The sequence below is a fragment of the Methylorubrum aminovorans genome (assembly GCF_022179725.1).
Lineage (GTDB): Bacteria > Pseudomonadota > Alphaproteobacteria > Rhizobiales > Beijerinckiaceae > Methylobacterium > Methylobacterium aminovorans.
This window is the reverse complement of the sequence record NZ_BPRC01000015.1, coordinates 88,902-110,950: the sequence shown is the minus strand read 5'-3', so window position 1 is coordinate 110,950 and position 22,049 is coordinate 88,902. Positions and strand designations below refer to the sequence as shown.

Below are 22,049 nucleotides of genomic sequence, written 5' to 3'. Positions count from 1 at the left end.
AGCCCGGGCCGTAGCGTGACGCTCTCGATTCCGTGAGCATCGACGTTTAGGGATGTCTCGTGCCGCGCACCGAGAGACAGGGCCGGCCTATCCGTTGCGAGCCGGTGATCCGCTCATCGTGAGGACGGCCCCCTGAGCGCCCGGTCCATCATCCCGATCCGCCGCGACTACAACCGCCTCGTCGCCGACGAGACGATGGAAGACTACGCCCTGCGTTTCACCGCCAAGAAGGCGCGGCGCTGGTCCCCCTTCCGCATCGCGCAGACGGCGCTCGGCTCGCTGTCGTTCCTGGCGCTGGAGGCGATCGGCGGCACGCTGGTGCTGGCGACCGGCTTCACCAACACGTTCGCCGCCGTGCTCGTCGTCGGGCTCATCATCTTCGCCACCGCCGCGCCGATCACGATCTACGCCGCGCGCTACGGGGTCGATATCGATCTCCTCACCCGCGGGGCGGGCTTCGGCTATCTCGGCTCGACGATCACCTCGCTGATCTATGCCGGCTTCACCTTCCTGTTCTTCGCCATCGAGGCGGCGATCATGGCGCTGGCGCTGCAGCTCTGCTTCGGCCTGCCGCTCTGGATCGGCTACATCGTCAGTGCGGGGGCGGTGATCCCGCTCGTCGTCTACGGCATCCGCCTGATCAGCCGCTTCCAGCTCTGGACCCAGCCGCTCTGGATCGGCCTCAACCTGCTGCCGCTCGTCTGCATCTGGCTCTCGGGCCCGGTGCCGTTCGAGGCCTTCACCGGCTATCCCGGCCTGGAGGCCGCGGGCGCGGGCTTCGACCTGCGCCTGTTCGGGCTCGCCTCCGGCATCCTGCTGGCGCTGCTGGCCCAGGTCGGCGAGCAGGTCGACTTCCTGCGCTTCATGCCGCCGCCGCAAGAGACCTCCGGCGGCAAGGGCGACTGGCGCTGGTGGACCGGGGTGCTCTCGGCCGGCGCCGGCTGGATCGTGCCGGGGATGCTGAAGATCCTGCTCGGCGCCTTCCTCACGGTGCTGGCGCTCGGCCACGGCGTCTCGCCGGAGCGCGCCGCCGAGCCGACGCAGATGTACGCCGTCGCCTTCGGCTACGTCTCGGCCTCGCCCGGCGTCGCGCTGGCGCTGACCGGCCTGTTCGTGGTGATCTCGCAGCTCAAGATCAACGTGACCAACGCCTATGCCGGCTCGATCGCGTGGTCGAACTTCTTCTCGCGCCTCACCCACAGCCATCCGGGGCGGGTGGTCTGGCTGGTGTTCAACGTCGCCATCGCGCTGCTGCTGATGGAACTCGGCATCGACAAGACCATCGAGAGCACCCTGCCGCTCTATGCCTGCGTGGTCTCGGCCTGGGTCGGGGCGCTGGCGGCGGACCTGGCCGTCAACAAGCCGCTCGGCCTCTCGCCGCCGGGCATCGAGTTCAAGCGGGCGCATCTCTACGCGATCAACCCGGTCGGCACCGGGGCGATGGTGCTCTCGCTCGTCGCCGGCGGCCTGATCCATGCCGGCCTGTGCGGGCCAGCGCTCCAGCCCTTCGCGCCGATGCTGGCGCTCGCCACCGCCTTTGCCGCGGCCCCCGCCATCGCTTGGGCGACCGGGGGCAGGCGCTATCTTGCCCGTGAACCGCAGACGGCCTGGGTCCGGCCGGAGATCACCTGCCGGGTCTGCGAGCACCCGTTCGAGGCCGAGGACATGGCCCATTGCCCGGCCTATTCCGGGCCGATCTGCTCGCTCTGCTGCTCGCTCGATGCCCGCTGCGGCGACCTGTGCAAGCCGCACGGGCGCCTGGAGAACCAAGCGCGCGAGACCCTTGCCCGCGTCCTGCCCGCCCGCACCGCCGCCTGGATCGGCGCGCCGCTCGGCCGCTACCTCGCCCTGATGCTGACGCTCGTCACGGTGATCGGGCTGATCCTGGCCATCGTCCATGCCGGCGCCGCCGCCGGGCATCCGGAGCACGCGGAGACGCTGCAGGCCGCGCTCACCAGCCTGTTCTTCATCCTGATCGTCATCCTCGGCGTGGTGGCGTGGCTGTTCGTGCTGGCGCAGGAGAGCCGCCGGGTGGCGCAAGAGGAGACAGCCCGCCAGACCGCCCTCTACGAGGCCGAGATCGCCGCCCACAAGGTCACCGACGCCAAGCTGCAGCAGGCCAAGGAGACGGCGGAGGCCGCCAATCTCGCCAAGAGCCGCTACGTCGTCGGCATCAGCCACGAGCTGCGCACGCCGCTCAACGCCGTGCTCGGCTACGCGCAGTTGCTGGAGGGCGATCCCGGCATTCCGGAGCCGCGCCGCAACGGCATCCGGGTGATCCGCCGCAGCGCGCAGCATCTCTCCGGCCTGATCGACGGGTTGCTCGACATCTCGCGCATGGAGGCCGGGCGGCTCCAGACCCACCGCAACGAGATCCGGCTCGCCGACTTCCTGACCCAGATCGTCGACATGGTGCGCCTGCAGGCGGAGGGCGCGGGCCTCAGCTTCCGCTTCACGAGGCCCGAGATCCTGCCGGCTGTGGTGGCGACGGACGAGAAGCGCCTGCGCCAGATCCTGCTCAACCTCCTCTCCAATGCCATCAAGTTCACGGCCCAGGGCGAGGTCGCGCTGGAGATGACCTATCGCGGCCAGGTCGCGGTCTTCACGATCCGCGACACCGGGCTCGGCATCCCGGAGGCCGATCTCGGCCGGATCTTCGAGCCGTTCGAGCGCGGCTCGATGCCCGCTGCCCGCGCCGCGCCGGGCACCGGACTCGGGCTCACCATCGCGGGTCTCTTGGCGCAGGTGATGGGCGGCGAGATCACCGTCGAGAGCCGGGTCGGGGAGGGCACCTGCTTCCGGGTGCGGCTGATGCTGGCCTCGGTGAACCGACCGGCGCCCGCGGCGATGCCGGCCCCGGCGGCGGTGACCCGGCCCGCCTTGGCCGAGCCCGGCCGCACCATCCTCATCGCCGACGACGACCCGGCGCACCGCGCCCTGATGCGCGAGATCCTGGAACCCCTCGGCTTTACGGTGGCCGAGGCGCCGGACGGCCCCGCCTGCCTTGCCCTGGCGCGGGAATGCGAGCCGGCGCTGGTCCTGCTCGACATCGCCATGCCGGGCATGACCGGCTGGGAGGTGGCGCGGACGTTGCGTGAGACCGGCTTCACCGCCCGGATCGCGATGATGTCGGCCAACGTCCACGAGATCAGCCCGATCCGCGGGGCGGACGCGCCGCACGACGACATCATTGCCAAGCCGTTCGACATGCAGGATCTTTTGGAGAGGATCACGGGGCTTCTCGGCACCGCCCGTCCGCTGCCCGGCCCGGAAGCCCACCCGATCGTACCGCCCGGCCATGCTGCCGACGCACCGGCGGGCGAGAACCCGGCGGGAGACGCCCCGAACGGAGCGGCCGCGAGCGGCGCGATGGTGCCGGCGGAGCACATCGCCGCCTTGCTGCGACTCGGCCGCATCGGCCACGTGCGCGGTATCGAGGCCAAGCTCACCGAACTGGAGAGCGATGCGGCCGTGCCGGCCGCCTTCGTCGCGCGGATGCGGGGACTGGTAGCCGCCTACGACATGCGCCGCTACGTCGGCGTGCTGGAGGGGCTGGCCCGCGATGCCTGAGGCGCAGCGCGACATCGTCCTCGTCGTCGATGATTCCCCCGACACCCTCAGCTTCCTCACGGAGGCGATCGAGCGCTCGGGCGCCACCGTGCTGGTGGCGGTGGGCGGCGACCTCGCCCTCGACCTCGTCGAGGAAATCACCCCCGACATCATCCTGCTCGATGCGGTGATGCCGGGCATGGACGGGTTCGAGACCTGCCGCCGCCTCAAGGCCAAGGGCCGGCTCGCCCACGTCCCCGTCATCTTCATGACCGGCCTGTCCGAGACCGAGCACATCGTGAAGGGGCTGGAAGCGGGCGGGATCGACTACGTCACCAAGCCGATCGCCCCCGACGAGATCCTCGCGCGCATCCGCGTGCATCTGGCCAATGCCCGCTCGGCCCAGAGCGCGCGGGCCGCGCTCGACACCGCAGGGCGCACGCTGTTCGCCGTGGACGCCGCCGGCTCGGTCCTGTGGTGCACGCCGCAGGCCGCGCGGGTGCTGGCCGTGCTCGGCGAGCCCGAACCGTTGAGCCTGCCGCCGAGCGGGCGCGACTGGCTGCGCAAATGCCTCGCCGGCAGCACCACCGCGCCGTTGGCCCTCACCGATGCGGAGGGACGCGCCCATGCGCTCAGCTTCATCGGCCGCACCGGCCCTGAAATTCTGCTGCGGCTGTCGGGCGATCCCACGGCCGCCGGCCTGGAGCGCCTGCGCGAGCACCTGCCGATCACCGGCCGCGAGGCGGAGGTGCTGCTCTGGCTCTCCCGCGGCAAGTCGAGCCGCGACATCGGCGAGATCTTGGGTCTCAGTCCTCGCACGGTGACGAAGCACCTGGAGGGCATCTACGCCAAGCTCGGCGTCGAGAACCGCACCGCGGCCTCGGCGGTCGCGGCGCGGCACCTGCGCGATTTGGATTGAACGCTCTCGTCGCTCGTCGGGCGATCATCGTTCAGCGAATTGAGCAAACGACTTGAGGCATCGCATGCAGGGGTGTACGGCGCAGGCGTCATGCCTTCGCCGCATTCCACGGGGAAGCAGGCCGCCGTCTCGTTCGGGCAGGGATCGTTCTGCAATCGTGCTGCGCCCGAGGCAGCGCACGGTGATCCGGCGCACCGCGCCAGGAAGGCCGCGCCTCGGACCGACCGGCCGGGCCTGCCATCCCGCGGGGCTGCGGCGGCCCGAGTGAGCACTGCGTCAGAGATTTACGCGCCATCCGTTGAAGGGGTCATAACGCCGATGTTCCTTGCCAAGTCTTCCATGGCCAAGCCTTCCGCGCGCCCGCTGCGCGTGGCCGCGTTCCTCGCCATGGCGGGGCTGGGCGCCGGCCTGGGCGGGACCGCCTTCGCCCAGGCGAAGAAGCCGGCCGCCCCGACCCCGGCTCCCGCGCAGGCCCAGCCTGCGGCCCCCGCCCAGCAGCAGGCGCAAGGCGCCGGCCCGCAGCTCATCAACGTGAAGTCCGAGCCGAGCCAGGCCGATTGGACCAAGGTCTGCGGCAAGGATCAGGGCTCCGGCACCGATGTCTGCTACACCACCCGCGACTTCGTGTCGGATTCCGGCCAGCCGGTGCTCGCGGTCGCGCTCTACGACATGAAGAACGCCGCTACGAAGCAGGAGGTGAAGGTCGTCCGCTTCCTGCTGCCGCTCGGCCTGATGCTGGCCCCCGGCATGCGCTTCGACGTCGACGGTAAGGAAGTGACGGGCGGCAAGTTCGCGGTCTGCTTCCCGAACGGCTGTTTCGCCGAGGCCGGCGGCGTCTCGAACGAGCTGCTGAACGGCTTCAAGAAGGGCACCACCCTCAATGTCCGGGTCCAGAACCAGACCCAGCGCGAGGTGGTGTTCGCGGTGCCGCTCGCCGGCTTCGGCAAGGCCTTCGACGGCCCGGCCATCGACCCGAAGGTGCTGGAGGAGCAGCAGAAGAAGCTCCAGTCCGAGATGGAGAAGCGCAGCGAAGAGATGCGCAAGAAGCTGGAGCAGCAGGGCTCGGCCGGCGCCGCCCCGGCTCCCGCCGCTCCGGCCGCCAACGCCGCGCCGAAGTAAGCCGTCCGCGCGAACCGTCTTCAGAAAAGAGCCCCGCCGTGGTCGCCACGGCGGGGCTCTTCATTTTTGCGCATTATGTCTGCGGAGGTCAGGCCGTTGGGGCCTGCAACCATGGACGGCTCTCCGCGTTCAGCATGTCCGAGATCATCCGGGCGGCAACAGTCAACGGCCAAGTTGTCGTTAAGGATGTTTCGTCCGCTTGTCGGTGGGATTGCGTGAGCAACGGTGACGAAACGCACCGCGCAATCCCCCTGCACAAGGTTAGGGGTTATTTAACGGATCGAGGCGGCCACGAAGGAGCCGCGACGGAGTTCAGGCGATGAGCCAGCGCATCGAAGACATCAAGTTCATGGCGACGATGACCTTCGTCACCCTTTTCGGCACCTGCCTGACGGCGCTGGTCGGCTGACGCTCGTTCGATCCGGACGCTCCCCTTATGACCCGGATCCGTTAAGAAGCCGCTTCCCTCTCTTCCTCCGCGGGATTCTGCGGGGATGTCGCCGGGACCGACCCCAGCCGGAAGCGTGAACCTTGCGACACATCCACGTCATCGGCATCGGAACCGGCAATCCGGAGCACCTGACGATTCAGGGCATCCGCGCGCTGCAGGCGACCGACGCCGTCTTCGCCCTCGACAAGGGGGAGGCCAAGGCCGGGCTCCTCACCCTGCGCCGGCAGATCTGCGACCGCTACATCGAGGGCCGGCCCTACCGCTTCATCGAGGCGTCCGACCCCGAGCGCGACCGCCGGCCCGCGGATTACGGCGTGGCGGTGGACGATTGGCACGCTGCCCGCGCGGCCCTCTACGAAGGGCTGATCGTCGAGCATCTGCGCGAGGACGAGCGCGGCGCCTTCCTCGTCTGGGGCGACCCCTCCCTCTACGACAGCACCCTGCGCATCTTGGAGCGCGTGCTCGCCCGCGGGCGTGTCGGCTTCACCCACGACGTCGTTCCCGGCATCACCTCCGTGCAGGCGCTCGCCGCCGCCCACCGCGTCCCGCTCCACCGGATCGGCGAGCCGGTGCAGATCACCACCGGCCGCCGGCTGCGCGACGGTTTGGGCGACGTGCCCGGCGCCACCGTGGTGATGCTCGACGGCGACCCGCGCTTCGAGGGGCTCGACCCGGATCTGACGATCCACTGGGGCGCCTATCTCGGCACGCCGGACGAACTGCTCGTCGCCGGCCGGCTCGGCGACGTGGCGGACGACATCCGCCGGGTGCGCGCGGAGGCTCGCGCCCGCCACGGCTGGATCATGGACATCTATCTGCTGCTGAGACCGGCGGCCTGAGCCCGCGACCGGGTCGCTTTCGCACTGCGGCATGGTGTCAGGGCGAGGGAGCGCCTCCCACGACGAGCCTGTCTCAGGCCGTTTTCTTCCGTCGCGTCTCCGCACGCTGGCAAGAGCATCTCCGCCCGCATTTTGTCCCTGGCAGGGGCCTTGCTTCGCCGCTCCCGCGAGGGACACTTCGAGGGTCGAACGAAGTTCCGACCATCCTTTGGGGGCGAGATATGGCGGCTGGCTCGCGGCGGGCCGTGCGCGGTGTGGCTTGCGCTTCGATCGGGCTGGCCGCCGCGCTGCTGGTGGGGGTCCTGTTTTCGGGACAGGCGGGTCCGCGCGGAGCCCTCGATCCGGCCGACGTTGCACGCGTCACCCACGCCGCTCCCCAGGCACCCGCGCCGGAGGAGCGGCCGACCCGCATCCGACTCGGGCCAAAGGGGCGCGACGTGCGCCTGTCGGGCGAATTGACCGAAGGGGCCGCCGAACGTCTCGCCCGGCTCCTCGACACCCATCGCGGGATCGAGCGCATCCATCTCACCAGCGAGGGCGGCTTGGTCGATGAGGGCGCGGCCATCGGCGCGCTGATCGCGGCGCACGGCCTCGTCACCTACGTGCCGGATTACTGCGTCTCCGCCTGCACCCTGGCGTTCGTGCGCGGACGCGAGCGTCTCGTCCGGGCGGATGCGCGGCTCGGCTTCCATGCCCCCTACGAGACCGACCCGGTCGGCGTCGAGATCGCGGTCGACAGTGCCCCCGAGCGCGCCGCCTATCTCGCCGCAGGCGTTCGGGCCGAGTTCGTCGATGCCGCGCTCGAAGTCCGCCCGGACGATCTGATGATTCCCGGCACCGACATCCTGGTGGAGGCCGGTGTCGCCACAGGCATCGTTGATGCCGACCGCTTCCCCGATTCCAGTCTGGACGACAGCGCCGACCCGGACCGGGCCCGAGCCGTGGTGCTGTACGACGTGCCGCTGCTCGACGCGGTGGAGGCGGGCGCACCCGGGACGATCGCGCCAATCGCTGCGTGGTATCTTGACGGCTACCACAGGGGCCGCCCGGAAGGGGAGGCGGTGGACGGCGTCCGCCGCATGGCCGCCCATGCCCTGGCGCGAAGCCTCGGCGAGGCCGATCCGGAGACGCTGGTCGAACTCGGCCGGATGATCGTTCGGGCGATGCAACGCTCGCACCCGGGCAGGACACGCGTCTGCGCGGCGGCCAGGGACGGGGCGGGAGCCGTGTTGGCCCGGCTGCGGCTCGACCGAACGCAGCTCGCCACCGGCCGGATGATCCTGTCGCGCGCGCTCGGATTGCGGGCTGCCGATGAGACGGAGGCTCCTGGGGACGCGCGCGGAGAGGATCGGGTCGGGTCCGTTGAGGTCCAAGCGACGTCGGCGGGACCGATCCGGAGACGCGGCTGCACGGCCCTGCGAAAAGCCTTCGCGGTCGCCCTGGCCCGGCCTGTGCCCGAGGCGGCCCAGGCCCTGCGCCCGCTCCTGTTCCCTGCAGCGCCGGCCCGTGATCGCCCGGCGCTGGAAGCCTCCGCGCTGCCGCAATGATCGCTTGAGGCCTGCAGCCTCAATGCATCTGCCGTTCTCCGGTGCCGCGAAGGCGGCGGGCGAGTTCGTGACCGATCTCGACGGCCACCTCGTCGACGAGGCGGGCCAGCGGCGGATTGCGCAGGCCTGCGACCAGTCCCTTCATTGCGGCCGCATGGTCGGCGAGACGGTTGGCCTGCCGCTGGGCTTGGTCCCCCTCCGAGCCTACGGGGCGCCGCTCCTCCGTCAAATCGAAGGCGAGCCCCTGCGTCGTGCGCGCGCCCGTATCGGGATCGCGGCGGCATCGCCCCATCAGGCGCAGCCAGCGCGCACCGCCGGGCCCTGGGCGCGTGCGGAACTCCGCCTCGAAGGGTCGGCCATCCTCTCCCGCCGCCCGTAGCACGCTCTCCAGGCGGACGGCGTCCTCGGCCTCCACCGCCGCCAGCGCCAGCGTCAGCGGCGCTCCCGCCGCAGCATCGTCGGGCACCGCCAGCAGCCGCGCCAGGATCGGCGATAGGGCAAGCCGGTCGGAACCCGGATCGTGGGCCCAGGCCCCCAGGCAGGCGGAACTCGCGAAAGCGGAAGGAAGGTCAGGTTCGAAAGCCGGCATCTCGGAACTCGGCACGACGTCTCCAGGCACGAACGGCCGCAACCGGCGGCTCGACAGCGAGCCGCGGCTTCACTCGACCAGGGCGGCGCTTGCAGCGAAGTCGGATCACAAAGGCAACCTCAGGTGATTTTCTGCGCCGCATCGCCCTTAAGGTATGTTAATCGCCCTAGGCCCGACGCGTAAAGAGCTGAGGTAGCATTAAAAGATTAAACCAACTTCAGGTGAACAAAGCGCGCAGATCGCGGGCGCCCATCCTTTAACGGCCGGTTAACCATGATCGGCGAAATCCGGGATCTGGGCATCCCGGCATCACAGGACCGGACAGCCTGCAAAAAACCGAAAACGGTGGGGTGGCCGGCATGAAAGCGATCACGTTCGTCACGCAGAAGGGAGGCAGCGGCAAGAGCACCCTGTGCATCTCGCTCGCGGTCGCGGCGCAGGAAGCCGGACACGCCGTCTGCATCCTGGAAATGGACCGGCAGGCCACGATCACCGACTGGCTCGACCACCGCACCGCCGACGGCCCCGAGGTGGCGCAGATCGACGCCACGCAGATGGACCTCGTGATGGAGCGGCTCGCCGAATCCTCCTACGACTACGTGTTCATCGATACCCCCGGCGTCGATTCCAACGGCACGCTCTCGGCGATCCGCGCAGCGGATCTCTGCATCATTCCCTGCCGGCCGACCCCCGCCGACCTGCGCGCTTTCAAGCCGACGCTCGCCGCCGTCTACCGCCTGGAGAAGAAGTTCGCCTTCGTCCTGAACCAGACCCCGCCGCGCTCCTACCGCATCCGCGACGCCGCCGACGGGCTCGCGGTGCTCGGCATCCTGCCCGACGTCAACATCGTGGCGCGCAACGATCATCAGGACGCCATCGGCGTCGGCCAGGGCGTCACCGAGTTCAACCCGAAGGGTCAGGCGGCGGGCGAGATCCGCCGGCTGTGGAGCTGGATCGAGCGCCGCATGCAGGCGGCGGTGCAGCGGCCGGCCAGGGCAACGGGCAAGGACGTGAGAAAGCATGTCAAGGCCGCCTAAGCTCGACCTCGCCTCGATCGTCGCTTCCGCCGGCCCGGCCGGCGGGCCGCGAAAGGCCGGCACCCGATCGGCTGCGAAGGCCAACGCGCCGACGGGGGCGGAGGTCGTCCGCCTCGACCTCGCGTCCTCGGACCCGTCCCCGGCCCGCGCCGGGACGCTGAAGGAGCGCGCCAAGCAGATGTCGGTCTATCTGGAACCCCCCGTCTACGACCAGTTGCGGGATCTGGCTTACGCCGAGCGCACCAAGATGCACGCCCTGATGCTCGAAGCGCTCGATCTGCTGTTCAAGCAGCGCGGCGCCCGCTCGATCGAGCAGGTGCTGGGCGAGAACCCGCGCTGAGTCGCGCTCAGATTGGGCCTCGTGCAAGGCACGCTTTACGCCGCCTTCACGGCACGATGCACAAATGGGGTGCGGAGACATCCGCACCACGCCGGCCCGCCCCGATTGGGGGAGGCACGAGGCACCGAGGGTTGCCCGCCCGCATTGCCGCTTCTCGGGTCGAGGCTTGTGCGCCGCGTCTGCCGAGTGAGGCGGGCCGGTCCACCGGAAAACACAGTGGTCTTTTCCCCAATCTCAGAACCGCTTGCGGGGCTTTGCTCGCGCGACGTATCCGCTTTTGCGCTGGGTCGGCGCGCCGTTCAGCCTTCCTTTACCGCGTCTGGACGATCCTCTGGGGACGGCCGGACGTCTTCCGGCCGGAGTGAGGCGTGATCCCCTGAGGCCCAGCTTTCCGCGGTCTCGCGGGAGCCTGTGGCGTAGGCGGGGAGCGGGCGGGCGACATGACCCATGTCATGCCACGGGATTGGGCACGGGGCGGGAAGACCCCGGAGGATCCGGCGCGAAGTGCGCGGCCGGTCCTTCGGCCGGCCCTGCAATTGCTGGCGGTCTGCGCGGTCGCGCTGACCACCGCCAACTGCGCCAACAATCCGGCCAAGCTCGCGGGCGCGGCCACCTCGTCGGGCAGCGAGATCGATCCGAAATACGGCGTGAAGGCGAGTCGCCGCCTCTACAACGAGGGCGACGTGATCCCGAAGGGCGGCGGACGCCGATTCTCGGGCAAGCCCTACGTCGTGGCGGGCAAGACCTACGTGCCCCGCGAGGATGCCCGCGGCTATGTGCGCGAAGGCCTCGCCTCCTGGTACGGCAGCGCCTTCCACGGCCGCGTCACCGCCAACGGCGAGATCTTCGACCGCCATTCGATCGCCGCCGCGCACCCGACGCTGCCGCTGCCGAGCTATGTCCGGGTGACCAACCTCGACAACGGCAACTCGATGATCCTGCGCGTCAACGACCGCGGGCCCTACCATGCCGGCCGCCTAATGGACGTGTCCGAGGAGGCCGCCCGCGCCCTCGACTTCCACCGTCGGGGCACGGCGCGGGTACGCGTCGAGTATGCCGGAAAGGCCTCTGTCGCAGGCAGCGACGACCGCAAGCTGCTCGCGACCCTGCGCACGGACGGCCGGCCCGCCGCGATCGGACGGGCACCGGTCATGATGGCCGATCTCGGCCCCTCCGAGCCCGATCCCGCGCCCGAGCGGCTCGAACGCACCTCCCGCGCGCTCGCCTTCCGCCCGGCGGGCGAACGCGACGACGATGCCACGGAGACCGCGAGCCCTGCCACGCGTCCGAGCCGGCCGGCGCCGGTCGTGCTGGCGAGCGCCGCCGTCGCCGTCCCGGCCGCCGTTCAGCCGACCGCCGCCCGCGCCGCGCCCTTCCGCCCAGGCCCGGTGGCGGTCGCCGCCGCCCCCTCCGCGCCCGCCAAGCCGACCGAGCCGCGCACCATGGTGGCCGAGGCCGGCCGCTCCGCCTCGCCGATGCACGGCCGGTTCAAGGAAGCGCCCAACCCGGTCACGCCTACGCGTGTAGCCGCCACGCCGGCCAAGGGCCTCTCCGCTCCCGTCCGCACGGCGCAAGCGGTGCCGATCAAGCCGGCCGCGATGAAGGCGGCGCCGGTCCAGCAGGTAGCGGCCAACAGCGCTCCCAAGGGCGCGATCAAGTCCGCCGGACGGGCCACCGCCGCGGAGCCCGCTCCGCGCCTCGCGGTGATGCCCGCCCCCTCGAAGCAGGCGATCGCCAAGCTCGCTGGCGCCGCCCCGGCGCCAGGCGCCAAACTCGCACACCCTGCCGCCAAGGCAGCAACCAAGACGGCCGTCGCTCAAGCCCCCGGCCCGTCCGGCGCCAAGCTGAAGCGCTCGCAGGTGGCGGCAGCGAACTGACGCCGCCCCGCTTCGGGCGGCGTGCCGATGCGGTGCGCCGACCCGAAACGACTACTCGGCCTTGGCGTTCACTTCGAGCTTGTCGAGCACTGCCGCCGGGGTCGGGGCGGTGCTGACATCGACCATGCCGAGGCCCTCGCCGTTCTTCGCCTTGGCGCTGATCGAGAGGGTGCCGGGCTTGGCGACGAACTTGCCCATCGCCGCGCCGATCGCCTTGGCGGCGGCCGAGTTGCCGAGGATCACCGGCACGCCGATCACGCTGGCCGTGACGTATTCCTTCCGCAGCTCGTCGGGTTTGAGGCTCAGCACTTTGGCCTGGGCGTCGATGAAACGCTCGAACAGGCCGCCATTCTCCAGCGTCAGGTCGAGCGCCTTGGCGGTGGCCGAGAGCATGGCGAAGCCCGACACCGCGGCATCCGGATCGAACACTTCGGGGCCGATGCCGCCGAGCGTGGCGTTGAGGTGGAGGCGGCCCATATCCTTGCCGGAGAGCGACAGCTCCTTGAAGCTCAGCTCCCGGCTGTCCTCATTCCATGCGGTGTCGGCTGTGGCATCGAGGTCGAGGTCGCGATAGCCGTAGAGGCCGAGGGAGCCGAGGCCGGGCACGCCCTCGACGGCGGAGGCCGGCAGGGTGAGGCCGGTCAGGCTGAAGCGGGTTTGCGTCGGCACGCCGTCCTTCGGCGGCCCGAAGCTCATGCTGGCGCCGCGCAGGCCGATCCGGAGCGGCGGGAGCGCAATCAGCTTCGGTGCCTTGAGCGGATCGCCCGAAACGACGGGTCCAGGCACCGTGCCCGCCTGGGCGAGATCGAGCCCGAGATCGGACAGGGTCAGCGTACCGATGACCGGCGTCAGGCGGCGCAGTTCCGCCTCCTGCAGGTCCGGCGCTGGGGCGGCACCCTTCGGCAGGGTCTTGTCGGCAGCGGGCGGCACCTGGGAGAGGCGGCGCAGGGCGGCGATGGTCGGTTCGAGGGAGAAGCCGGTGAGCGTGAGGCGCCCGACCTTGCCCTGCGCCTCCTTGGCGCCGAAGCCGATCTCGGCCAGCGTGATCCCGGCCTCGGTTCCGCCTGCGTAGCTCATGCGGCCGATGCTGAAGGAGAGCGGGTCCTCGCCCTTCACCTCCTTCACCGTCAGGCCCGTCGCCTCCAGGCTGCCGACGGAGACCGATTCGGCGAGATCCGCGAGCAGGCCGGCGGCGCGGGCGCGCTTGGCCCGGTCGTCCTCGGCGAGGCCGCCGTCGCCCAGGGCCTCGACGGCGCCGCGCCAGGTCGCCGGCGTCTGGCGTCCGGCGAGGTCGCGGCCGGTCAGGCGGGCGATCGACACCGTGGTGCCGCGCTCATCGATGAAGGCGATGCTCTCGACGGACAGAGCCGCGTAAAGGCGCTGGAACGGGCTGCCCGCGTTTCCGGCCTCGCTGTACAGGCGCGCCAGCGCGGTGAGATCGACCTCCTCGGCACGGATCCGGCCGTAGCTGCCGCTGCCCGACTGCGGCGCGCCCTCGACGGAGAGCGTCGCGCCGGCCGCGGTCAACTCACTGATGCGCCCGGCGCGAATCGTCCGCGCCGTTACCTCGCGATAGGTCACCACCTGCCGTTTCTCGCCGTCCCGACGCTCGACCCGCAGTTCCGGCATGGTGAGGCTGCCGGCATCGAGGCGCTGGAGCCGGGCGGGCCAGGACTCTTTGGGATCTTTGCCGTCCTTGGCATCGGCCTTGAGGATCGCGAGCAGGTCGTCACGCGACAGGCGCGTGCCGCTCACCGTCACCTTTGGAGCGGTGACGAGCGTGTCGCCGAAGGCGAGGCTCACGTTGTCGAGGACGAGATCCTGGACGGCGGAGGCCGCTTCCTGCGCGATGGCCGGCGCCGATGGCACGGGCCCTGTCAGCAGCGCCACCGCGCAGGCCGAGGCGAGCAGTGCCCGCATGAGGACGGGACGGCGCGTCGATGACGTCATGGCTGGGTTGGATCGCAGGCTGGCGGGAGAGCGGGATGGACCGTGAGGCGTCCATCCCTGCCGGTTTTCCACAGGCCTGGCAATTGCGGCCGCGCCACGCGGCGGACGCTTCGCCTCCCGTATTCGATCACGCCGCCTCAGATCGCGAAGGAGGTGCCGCAGCCGCAGGACGCCGTTGCCAGCGGGTTCTCGATCTTGAAGGACTGGCCGATCAGGTCGTTCACGAAATCGATGGTCGCGCCGCCCATATATTCGAGCGAGACCGGATCGACGAGCACGGTGGCGCCATCGCGCTCGATCACGATGTCGTCGCCCTCACGGGCGCGGGTGATGTCGAAGGCGTAGGAGAAGCCCGAGCAGCCGCCGCCGTTGACGCTGATGCGCAGCGACGAGCCGGGGGGCTCGGAGCCCATGATCTCGTTGATGCGCTTGGCGGCGCGGGCAGTGAGGATGATGTCGGCCATCGTGGTACGGCCCCGTTCGTAAACCGGTGTCATGAAGGGCGAGCGCCCGCGATTGCCGCGGGCGTCGCACCACACAAGATATGAGGCGCGAGGGCCGGCCGCAACGCGGCGAGAAAGGGGATCGACTGTGCAGGTGCGGCAGAACGGCGAGCGCTGGCGGGCGCCCTACGCCACCGATCCGGCGGCGACCCGCGGGCGCCTGATCCCCGAGGCGTTCTCGCCGACCCGCAGCGACTTCCAGCGCGACCGTGACCGGATCATCCACTCCACCGCCTTCCGGCGGCTCAAGCACAAGACCCAGGTCTTCGTGCATCACGAGGGCGACCATTACCGCACTCGGCTCACCCACAGCCTGGAAGTGAGCCAGATCGCCCGGGCGCTGGCCCGCGCGCTCGGCCTCGACGAGGATCTCGCCGAGGCGTTGGCGCTCAGCCACGACCTCGGCCACACCTGCTTCGGCCATACCGGCGAGGACGCGCTGCACGCCTGCATGGCCGCTTACGGCGGCTTCGACCACAACGCCCAGGCGCTGCGCATCGTCACTCGGCTGGAGCGGCGCTATGCCGGCTTCGATGGGCTCAACCTGACCTGGGAGACGCTGGAGGGCCTGGTCAAGCACAACGGCCCGCTCCTCGACGCATCGGGCGCACCAGTCCGGCGCTACGCCGAGAGCGGCATCCCGGCGGCGGTGCTGGAGTACAACGCCGGCAACGACCTCGAATTGTCGCGCTTCGCCGGTCCGGAGGCGCAGGCCGCCGCGCTCGCCGACGACATCGCCTACGACGCCCACGACCTCGACGACGGCCTGCGGGCCGGGCTGTTCGACCTCGCCGACCTCGCCACGGTGCCGTTCCTCAAAGGGCTGCTCGACGAGATCGACGCCCTGCATCCCGGCCTGGAGCCGTCGCGAAAAATCCACGAACTGGCGCGGCGCGTCATCACCCGCTTCGTGGAGGACGTGATCCGCGAAAGCGAGGCGCGCCTCGCCAGGCTGGCGCCGGGCAGCGTCGGCGACATCCGCGCAGCCTCCGAGCCGGTGATCGCCTTCTCGCCCGCCATCGCGACGGCGGATGCCGACATCAAGCGCTTCCTTTTTGCGCGGATGTACCGCCATTTCGAGGTGATGGCGGTGCGCGCCAAGGCCGCGACCATCGTCGGCGACCTCTTCTCGGCCTTCCGCACCGATCCCGCGCGGATGCCGGCGGAATGGTCGGAGGGCCTGGAGAATGCCAGCGAGGCCCGCATCGCCCGGCGCATCGCCGACTACATTGCCGGCATGACCGACACCTATGCGGTGCTCGAACACGGCAGGCTGTTCCCGGTGACGCCCAACCTGCACTGGAGCCCGCCGAGCCGAGGGCTGCCGCTGACGGAGCCGTGAGGCCCCGTCGGCGGCGTCGAATGCCCGTCAGTCGCAGACGCAGTTCAAGCCGTAGCCTGTGTTGTAGAGCGGGGCGTAGCCGGTGGTGACGGGCGCGTAGCCATAGCTGTAGCCGTAGGCCGGCGCCGCGTAGCCGCCGTAGCTGCCCGTCAGCGCGCCCCCGGCGAGACCCAGGCCCAGACCGATCCCGGCCCCCGCGAGGCCGACCCCGACACCTCGGCCGTAGCCGTATCCGCGGCCGTAGAAGCCGCGCGCGGCGTAGCCACGGTATCCGTAACCGCCCCGATCGCCGAAGCCGCGATGCGCGAAACCGTGACGGTATCCGGCGAACCCGCCGCGATAGCCGCCGACTCGGCCGGCATGACCGAAGCGTGCGCCGTAGCCGTGATGGCCGTAGACGCCATGGGAACGGCCGCCGCCGACATAGCCGCCATGACCGCCGAAATCGCGGGCCTCGGCCGTTGCGAGAGCGAGGACGAGGGCGGAAAGAGCCGTGGCGGCGAGGGCGGAAAGAGCCGTGGCGGCGAGGGCGAAGCACTTCATCGGGTGGCCTCCATAGGGGATCTCACCCTCGACAACGCCGCCATTCGCGCGCTGCGTGCAACGCTGCATTCTACCGAGAGGAAGCGTTGTCCCCGCGGCGACGAGGGATTGGGACCGGACGACCGTTTGCGGAGGATCGATTGAGCGCCGAACACCGAGCCCCGCGCGAGACCCGCGCCGCCTATCCCCGGCTCGTGCCGCTGACGACGCGTTGGGGCGACAACGACGTCTACGGGCACGTCAACAACGTCGTCTACTACGCCTTCTTCGACACGGCGGTGAACGGGATCCTGGTGGAGGCGGGCGCCCTCGACATCGCCCGCTCGCCGGTCATCGGCCTCGTGGTGGAGACCGGCTGCCGCTACTTCGCGTCCGTCGCCTTCCCCGACCGCATCACCGCCGGCGTGCGGGTGGCCCATCTCGGCCGCACCAGCGTGCGCTACGAGATCGCGATCTTTCGCGATGATGACGGGGAGGCGGCCGCGCAGGGGCATTTCGTCCATGTCTACGTCGATCGAGAGACCCGCCGGCCGGCGCCGCTGCCGGAGCGGCTGCGGGCGGTGCTGACGGAACTCGCGGCCGACACTCCTCCGGTGCCGTGACACTCCCGCCCGCCATTGCTATGCCGCCCCGACGCCGGCCGCCCGACGCGCGAGCCGGCCGGCACGCTGAAACGACGAACACCTGAGCCCCATGAACATCTTCGCCCTCTTCGAGACGCGCGTGCGCGAGGCGCTCGAATCGCTTACCCGCTCCGGCGGGCTGCCCGAGGGGCTCGACCTGTCGCGCGTGGTGGTCGAGCCGCCGCGCGACCCGTCGCACGGCGATCTCGCCACCAACGCCGCCCTGGTGCTGGCCAAGGAGGCGAAGCAGAACCCGAAGGCGCTCGGCGAGGCGCTGGCCGAGGCGCTGCGCAGCGATCCGCGCATCGTCGAGGCGAGCGTGGCGGGGCCAGGCTTCATCAACCTGCGGCTCGCGCCGGAGGTATTTCACGAGGTGATCCGGGCTGCGCTCCGCGAGGGCGAGGATTTCGGGCGCGGACACATGCCGGGCGGCCCGGTCAACATCGAGTACGTCTCGGCCAACCCGACCGGGCCGATGCATGTCGGCCACGGGCGCGGTGCGGTGTTCGGCGACGCGCTCGCCAACCTGCTCGCCGCCGCCGGCCGGCCGGTGACGCGCGAGTACTACATCAACGATGCCGGTGCGCAGGTCGATGTGCTCGCCCGCTCGGCCTTCCTGCGCTACCGCGAGGCGCTCGGCGAAACGATCACGATCCCCGAGGGGCTCTATCCGGGCGACTACCTCAAGCCGGTGGGCGAGAAGCTGGCGCAGACGCACGGCCGGGCGCTGCTCGACCGGCCCGAGCACGAGTGGCTGCCGCTGGTACGCCGCTTCGCCATCGACGCGATGATGGACACGATCCGAGCGGATCTTGCGGCGATCGGCATCCGCCACGACGTGTTCTTTTCCGAAGCCACGCTCCAGGGCGGAAACGGCGACCAGGGGAGCAACCGGGTCGCGGAACTGCTCGAGGCGCTGCGCGAAAAAGGCCTCGTCTACGAGGGGCGCCTGCCGCCGCCCAAGGGGCAGTTGCCCGAGGATTGGGAGGACCGGGAGCAGACCCTGTTCCGCTCGACCCAGTTCGGCGACGACGTGGACCGGCCGCTGCTGAAGTCCGACGGCTCCTACACCTACTTCGCCTCGGACATCGCCTATCACCGCGACAAGTGGCTGCGCGGCGCCAACGAGCTCATCGACGTGCTCGGGGCCGACCATGGCGGCTACGTCAAGCGCATGCAGGCGGCAGTGAAGGCGGTCAGCGACGGCGAGGCTCGGCTCGACGTCAAGCTGTGCCAGCTCGTGCGGCTTTTGCGCGCAGGCGAGCCGGTGAAGATGTCGAAGCGGGCCGGCGAATTCGTGACCCTGCGCGACGTCATCGACGAGGTCGGGCGCGACGCGATCCGCTTCATGATGCTCTACCGCAAGAACGACGCGACGCTGGATTTCGACCTCGCCAAGGTCGTGGAGCAGTCGAAGGACAACCCGGTCTTCTACGTGCAGTACGGCCACGCCCGCCGCTTCTCGGTGCTGCGTCAGGCCCGCGAGGCACTGCCCGGCGAGGATTTTTCGCGCGAGGCGCTTCTCGCCGACGCGGACCTCGCGCTGCTCACCGATCCCGGAGAGATCGAGATGATGCGGCTTATTGCTCAGTATCCGCGGGTGCTCGAATCAGCGGCGTCGGCGCACGAACCTCACCGAATCGCGTTCTACCTCTATGAAACGGCCAGTTCGCTTCATAGTTTCTGGAATAAGGGCAAAGACTTGCCGCAATTACGGATTGTTAATCCAACCGACAGAAAGTCCAGTCGGGCCCGCTTGGCCCTCGTGGAGGCCTTGGGCGGCGTTCTTGCCTCCGGCCTCGCGGTTTTGGGCGTCTCCGCACCCGACGAGATGCGGTGACCGAGGACGGCTGTTGAGAGGATGAGGCCATGACGGGACACGCTTCGCGCGCGACGGTCGATTTCGACGCCTTCGAGCGTGAGCTGCGTCAGACGTCGCAGGAGGCGATCCGGGCGAAGGCGCCGCAGGGAGCCCCCAAGGGCGACCCGCTCGCCGAACTGGCCCGCATCGTCGGGCAGGACGATCCCTTCCGCGCCCTGCTGGAGGCGCGGGAGAAGAACACGGCCCAGGACGCGCCGGCCCAGCCGGCACACTCCGCTCCGGCGCCACGCGCAGCCGAAACGGGCCGTCCGGCGCGGGTCGAGCCGACCTTCGTGGATGCGCACGGCCCGGCACACGGGCAGATCCAGGCTCCGCTGCAGGGCTCGTCCCAGCACCCATCCCAGAGCCCGGCGGACGCCTTCGACCAGTATCTCGCCTCCGTCGAGCAGGGCATGTACGCCGAGGGTCCGGCCGATCCGGCCGCCTTTGCCCAGTCCGATGAGGGCTATCGCACGGGCCGGGCAGAGCGTCCGCGCGCCCGCAACCGCCTCGTTCAGGTCGGGGCCGGCCTCGCGGTGGTGGCCGTCTGCGTCGGCGGCGCCCTGGCCTGGCGCGGTACCCACGGCATCGGCGGCAGCAGCGGCCCGATCACCGTGCTCGCCGACAAGACGCCGCTGAAGGTGCAGCCGACGGCCACCGACGGCGTCGAGATTCCCGACCAGAACAAGCAGATCTACGACCGCAATGCCAAGGACGGTCAGATCAAGATCGTGAACCGCGAGGAGCAGCCCCTCGACGTCAATCAAGCCGCCCGCACCGCCGCTGCGCGCAGCGAAGGTGCGGAGCTGGGGCAGGGCGGGGCGACCCCCGGCCAGGGCAGCACGCCCTCCGACCAGTTGTTCGGGGAGCCGCGCCGGGTGCGCACCGTCTCGGTCAAACCGGATATGCCGGTGCATCAGACCGAGCAGGCTCAAGCCCAGGCGTCAGCCTCGCCGATCCCGACCATGACGATGCCCGATCCCTCCGGCGGCACCACGCCGGCGGCGGAGCCCCGGAAGCCCGCCGCGCTGCCCTCGCGCACCCTGGCCTCGAATCCGGCTCCGGCTCCGGCGGCGCCCGTCGCCGAGGCGCTGCCGGAGGCACCCGCCGCGCCGGCCGCGCGTCCGAAGGCCCCGCAGCGCCTCGCCTCCGTCTCGCCCGAGACCACCGCCAGCACCACCGAGCCGGCACCCGCCTCCGCCTCGCTCACGGCGCCGGTCAGCGGCTACTCCGTGCAGCTCGGCGTGCGCGGCAGCGAGAGCGAGGCGCGAGCCGCCTTCCGTGAGATGCAGGGCAAGTACAGCCAGCTCGCCGGCAAGCCCGAGCTGATCCGGCAGGCCGAGGTCAACGGCAAGACCCTGTTCCGCGTCCGCGTCGGGCCGCTGGCCAAGACCGAGGCCGCAAGCCTGTGCAGCGCGCTCCAGGGCGCGGGCGGCCAGTGCTTCGTCGCCAAGAACTGAGGCGGGAGCCCGCCGCATCAGCCGGCTCGACTTCGACCGTCCCATTCGATCCCTCATCCTGAGGTGCCCGCGTCAGCGGGCCTCGAAGGATCCTCCAGCCATCACGCGGGATCTGGAGGATCCTTCGAGGCCGCTTCGCGGCACCTCAGGATGAGGGCGTGAATGGGATCGAATCCGTGCTCTGCCCTTGTGACGGCTGCACGTCAGCCTCTTCCGTCCTGCCCATCCGTGGAATGCCGGTCCCATGACCTCAGCCTCCCCGCCTCGCGCCGTCATCCTCGGCTGTTCCGGCACGGTGCTGACACCTGAGGAAACGGCCTTCTTCCGCGATCTGCGGCCGTGGGGCTTCATCCTGTTCAAGCGCAACATCGGCACGCCCGACGCGGTGCGTGCGCTGACGGCCTCGCTGCGCGACACGCTCGGCCGGGCGGATGCGCCGATCCTGATCGATCAGGAGGGCGGTCGGGTGCAGCGCATGGGTCCGCCGCACTGGCCGAAATACCCGGCCGGCGGACGCTTCAATGCCTTCGGGGAGAAGGCCGCGGACATCGCCCGGCTCGGCGCCCGGCTGATGGCCCACGATCTGGCGCAAGTCGGCATCAACGTCGATTGCGCGCCGATGCTCGACGTGCCCGTGGCGGGCTCGGACAACATCATCGGCGACCGGGCCTACGGCGACACGCCGGAGCGGGTGATCGAACTCGGCCGCGCGGTGGCCGAGGGATTGATGGCGGGCGGCGTGCTGCCGGTCATCAAGCACATCCCCGGTCACGGCCGGGCGACCTGCGACAGCCATCTCGACCTGCCCGTGGTCGGGGCCGACCGGACGAGCCTGGGCGCGAGCGACTTCCGGCCGTTCCGGGCACTCGCCGACCTGCCGCTGGCCATGAGCGCACACGTGGTCTTCACAGCCCTCGACCCGGAGCGGCCGGCGACCCTGTCGGAGCGCGTGATCCGCGAGGTCGTGCGCGGCGAGATCGGCTTCGACGGCCTGCTGATGACCGACGACCTGTCGATGCACGCGCTCCAAGGCCCGTTCCGTGAGCGCGCCGAGGCGGCCTACCGCGCCGGCATCGACGTGGTTCTCCATTGCAATGGACGCATGGACGAGATGCGGGCGGTGGCTGAAGCCACCCCCGACCTGATGGGGGAGGGCGCCCGCCGCGCCGAAGCCGCGCTCGCTTGCCTCGCGCCGCCAGACGCCTTCGACGTCGCTGAGGCCCGCGCTCGCTTCGAGGCGGCCTTCGCGGTCGCGTAACAGCGGTTACGCCGCTTCTTTTCTAGCCTCAAACGGCGGCAGTTGCTTCAGCAGCCTCGGCTTTCGCTCCACGGGGGTTCTTCGTGCCCGATGGTCCGGCGGCCCGCCCGGTCACCAGGCAGAATGCGACAAAGTAGGGCAAGGTCTGCGCGGCCTTTGCCCGCGCGTGCGCCCTGCGCTGCTTGTGTTCGCGCCACTCGATCCCTAGGTTCGCCCCAATTCACGTGGAGGCGCCGCCGGAG

At 70.4% G+C, this 22,049-nt stretch carries 17 protein-coding genes; 13 read left to right on the top strand and 4 right to left on the bottom strand.

What is annotated here, in order from left to right; all coding sequences use genetic code 11:
• Positions 1-318: 318 nt before the first annotated feature.
• The 5 genes from MFF24_RS18945 to MFF24_RS18925 all read left to right on the top strand — a co-directional run bounded on the left by MFF24_RS18945 (position 319) and on the right by MFF24_RS18925 (position 8,424).
• Positions 319-3,570, top strand: coding sequence for an ATP-binding protein (locus MFF24_RS18945; protein WP_238226414.1), 3,252 nt, complete (start codon positions 319-321; stop codon positions 3,568-3,570).
• Positions 3,563-4,468 (top strand): response regulator transcription factor, encoded by a 906-nt coding sequence (locus MFF24_RS18940; protein WP_108941176.1) that lies wholly within the window; start codon positions 3,563-3,565, stop codon positions 4,466-4,468. Before MFF24_RS18945 ends, MFF24_RS18940 begins: the two co-directional genes overlap by 8 nt.
• Before the next feature lie 318 nt (positions 4,469-4,786).
• Complete coding sequence (locus tag MFF24_RS18935) at positions 4,787-5,587, top strand: invasion associated locus B family protein (protein WP_108941177.1); 801 nt, start codon at positions 4,787-4,789, stop codon at positions 5,585-5,587.
• Positions 5,588-6,118: 531 nt separating this feature from the next.
• Positions 6,119-6,877, top strand: a complete 759-nt coding sequence (cobF, locus tag MFF24_RS18930; protein ID WP_238226395.1) for a precorrin-6A synthase (deacetylating) — start codon at positions 6,119-6,121, stop codon at positions 6,875-6,877.
• A gap of 221 nt (positions 6,878-7,098) precedes the next feature.
• Positions 7,099-8,424 (top strand): COG3904 family protein, encoded by a 1,326-nt coding sequence (locus tag MFF24_RS18925; protein WP_238226393.1) that lies wholly within the window; start codon positions 7,099-7,101, stop codon positions 8,422-8,424.
• Positions 8,425-8,443: 19 nt separating this feature from the next.
• Here MFF24_RS18925 and MFF24_RS18920 read toward each other — a convergent pair whose 3' ends face one another.
• A complete protein-coding gene (locus MFF24_RS18920) occupies positions 8,444-9,013 on the bottom strand; it encodes a hypothetical protein (protein ID WP_238226391.1) in 570 nt (189 codons plus the stop codon).
• 359 nt (positions 9,014-9,372) lie between these two features.
• On the opposite strand from MFF24_RS18920, the gene MFF24_RS18915 reads away from it, so the two are divergent.
• The 3 genes from MFF24_RS18915 (at position 9,373) to MFF24_RS18905 (ending at position 12,267) form a co-directional block, all read left to right on the top strand.
• Positions 9,373-10,050 (top strand): division plane positioning ATPase MipZ, encoded by a 678-nt coding sequence (locus MFF24_RS18915; protein WP_238226389.1) that lies wholly within the window; start codon positions 9,373-9,375, stop codon positions 10,048-10,050.
• Complete coding sequence (locus MFF24_RS18910) at positions 10,034-10,390, top strand: ribbon-helix-helix domain-containing protein (RefSeq protein ID WP_238226387.1); 357 nt, start codon at positions 10,034-10,036, stop codon at positions 10,388-10,390. The genes MFF24_RS18915 and MFF24_RS18910 overlap by 17 nt, the downstream gene beginning before the upstream one ends.
• Before the next feature lie 440 nt (positions 10,391-10,830).
• On the top strand, positions 10,831-12,267 hold the full coding sequence (locus tag MFF24_RS18905) for a septal ring lytic transglycosylase RlpA family protein (RefSeq protein WP_238226385.1): 1,437 nt from the start codon (positions 10,831-10,833) through the stop codon (positions 12,265-12,267).
• 51 nt (positions 12,268-12,318) lie between these two features.
• Here MFF24_RS18905 and MFF24_RS18900 read toward each other — a convergent pair whose 3' ends face one another.
• Both MFF24_RS18900 and MFF24_RS18895 read right to left on the bottom strand, forming a co-directional pair.
• Positions 12,319-14,217: an aq_1923 C-terminal domain gene (locus tag MFF24_RS18900; RefSeq protein ID WP_238226382.1), complete on the bottom strand. Its 1,899-nt coding sequence runs from the start codon at positions 14,215-14,217 to the stop codon at positions 12,319-12,321.
• Positions 14,218-14,354: 137 nt separating this feature from the next.
• The gene (locus tag MFF24_RS18895) at positions 14,355-14,681 is read right to left on the bottom strand and encodes a HesB/IscA family protein (protein WP_108941183.1); all 327 of its coding nucleotides are present in this window, start codon (positions 14,679-14,681) and stop codon (positions 14,355-14,357) included.
• A gap of 127 nt (positions 14,682-14,808) precedes the next feature.
• On the opposite strand from MFF24_RS18895, the gene MFF24_RS18890 reads away from it, so the two are divergent.
• Positions 14,809-16,062, top strand: coding sequence for a deoxyguanosinetriphosphate triphosphohydrolase (locus MFF24_RS18890; RefSeq protein ID WP_238226380.1), 1,254 nt, complete (start codon positions 14,809-14,811; stop codon positions 16,060-16,062).
• Positions 16,063-16,089: 27 nt separating this feature from the next.
• Here MFF24_RS18890 and MFF24_RS18885 read toward each other — a convergent pair whose 3' ends face one another.
• Positions 16,090-16,605 carry a hypothetical protein gene (locus MFF24_RS18885; protein WP_238226378.1) on the bottom strand — a complete coding sequence of 172 codons (516 nt, stop codon included), beginning with the start codon at positions 16,603-16,605 and terminating at the stop codon, positions 16,090-16,092.
• Positions 16,606-16,745: 140 nt separating this feature from the next.
• On the opposite strand from MFF24_RS18885, the gene MFF24_RS18880 reads away from it, so the two are divergent.
• From MFF24_RS18880 to nagZ, 4 genes are all read left to right on the top strand, one after another.
• Entirely contained in the window at positions 16,746-17,207 is a 462-nt protein-coding gene (locus MFF24_RS18880) for an acyl-CoA thioesterase (protein WP_238226376.1), read from the top strand.
• A gap of 91 nt (positions 17,208-17,298) precedes the next feature.
• Positions 17,299-19,068, top strand: coding sequence for an arginine--tRNA ligase (argS, locus tag MFF24_RS18875; protein ID WP_238226374.1), 1,770 nt, complete (start codon positions 17,299-17,301; stop codon positions 19,066-19,068).
• 29 nt (positions 19,069-19,097) lie between these two features.
• Entirely contained in the window at positions 19,098-20,549 is a 1,452-nt protein-coding gene (locus MFF24_RS18870) for an SPOR domain-containing protein (RefSeq protein ID WP_238226371.1), read from the top strand.
• A gap of 244 nt (positions 20,550-20,793) precedes the next feature.
• Positions 20,794-21,807 carry a beta-N-acetylhexosaminidase gene (gene nagZ, locus MFF24_RS18865; protein WP_238226369.1) on the top strand — a complete coding sequence of 338 codons (1,014 nt, stop codon included), beginning with the start codon at positions 20,794-20,796 and terminating at the stop codon, positions 21,805-21,807.
• Positions 21,808-22,049: the final 242 nt, after the last annotated feature.

Bases quoted from the DNA above. Each gene is read 5' to 3' on its own strand.
- MFF24_RS18910 (WP_238226387.1), top strand. From the start codon at position 10,034: ATGTCAAGGCCGCCTAAGCTCGACCTCGCCTCGATCGTCGCTTCCGCC.
- MFF24_RS18940 (WP_108941176.1), top strand. From the start codon at position 3,563: ATGCCTGAGGCGCAGCGCGACATCGTCCTCGTCGTCGATGATTCCCCC.
- MFF24_RS18900 (WP_238226382.1), bottom strand. From the start codon at position 14,217: ATGACGTCATCGACGCGCCGTCCCGTCCTCATGCGGGCACTGCTCGCC.
- MFF24_RS18925 (WP_238226393.1), top strand. From the start codon at position 7,099: ATGGCGGCTGGCTCGCGGCGGGCCGTGCGCGGTGTGGCTTGCGCTTCG.
- MFF24_RS18895 (WP_108941183.1), bottom strand. From the start codon at position 14,681: ATGGCCGACATCATCCTCACTGCCCGCGCCGCCAAGCGCATCAACGAG.
- MFF24_RS18915 (WP_238226389.1), top strand. From the start codon at position 9,373: ATGAAAGCGATCACGTTCGTCACGCAGAAGGGAGGCAGCGGCAAGAGC.
- MFF24_RS18905 (WP_238226385.1), top strand. From the start codon at position 10,831: ATGACCCATGTCATGCCACGGGATTGGGCACGGGGCGGGAAGACCCCG.
- MFF24_RS18885 (WP_238226378.1), bottom strand. From the start codon at position 16,605: ATGAAGTGCTTCGCCCTCGCCGCCACGGCTCTTTCCGCCCTCGCCGCC.
- MFF24_RS18920 (WP_238226391.1), bottom strand. From the start codon at position 9,013: ATGCCGGCTTTCGAACCTGACCTTCCTTCCGCTTTCGCGAGTTCCGCC.
- nagZ (WP_238226369.1), top strand. From the start codon at position 20,794: ATGACCTCAGCCTCCCCGCCTCGCGCCGTCATCCTCGGCTGTTCCGGC.
- MFF24_RS18935 (WP_108941177.1), top strand. From the start codon at position 4,787: ATGTTCCTTGCCAAGTCTTCCATGGCCAAGCCTTCCGCGCGCCCGCTG.
- MFF24_RS18870 (WP_238226371.1), top strand. From the start codon at position 19,098: ATGACGGGACACGCTTCGCGCGCGACGGTCGATTTCGACGCCTTCGAG.
- argS (WP_238226374.1), top strand. From the start codon at position 17,299: ATGAACATCTTCGCCCTCTTCGAGACGCGCGTGCGCGAGGCGCTCGAA.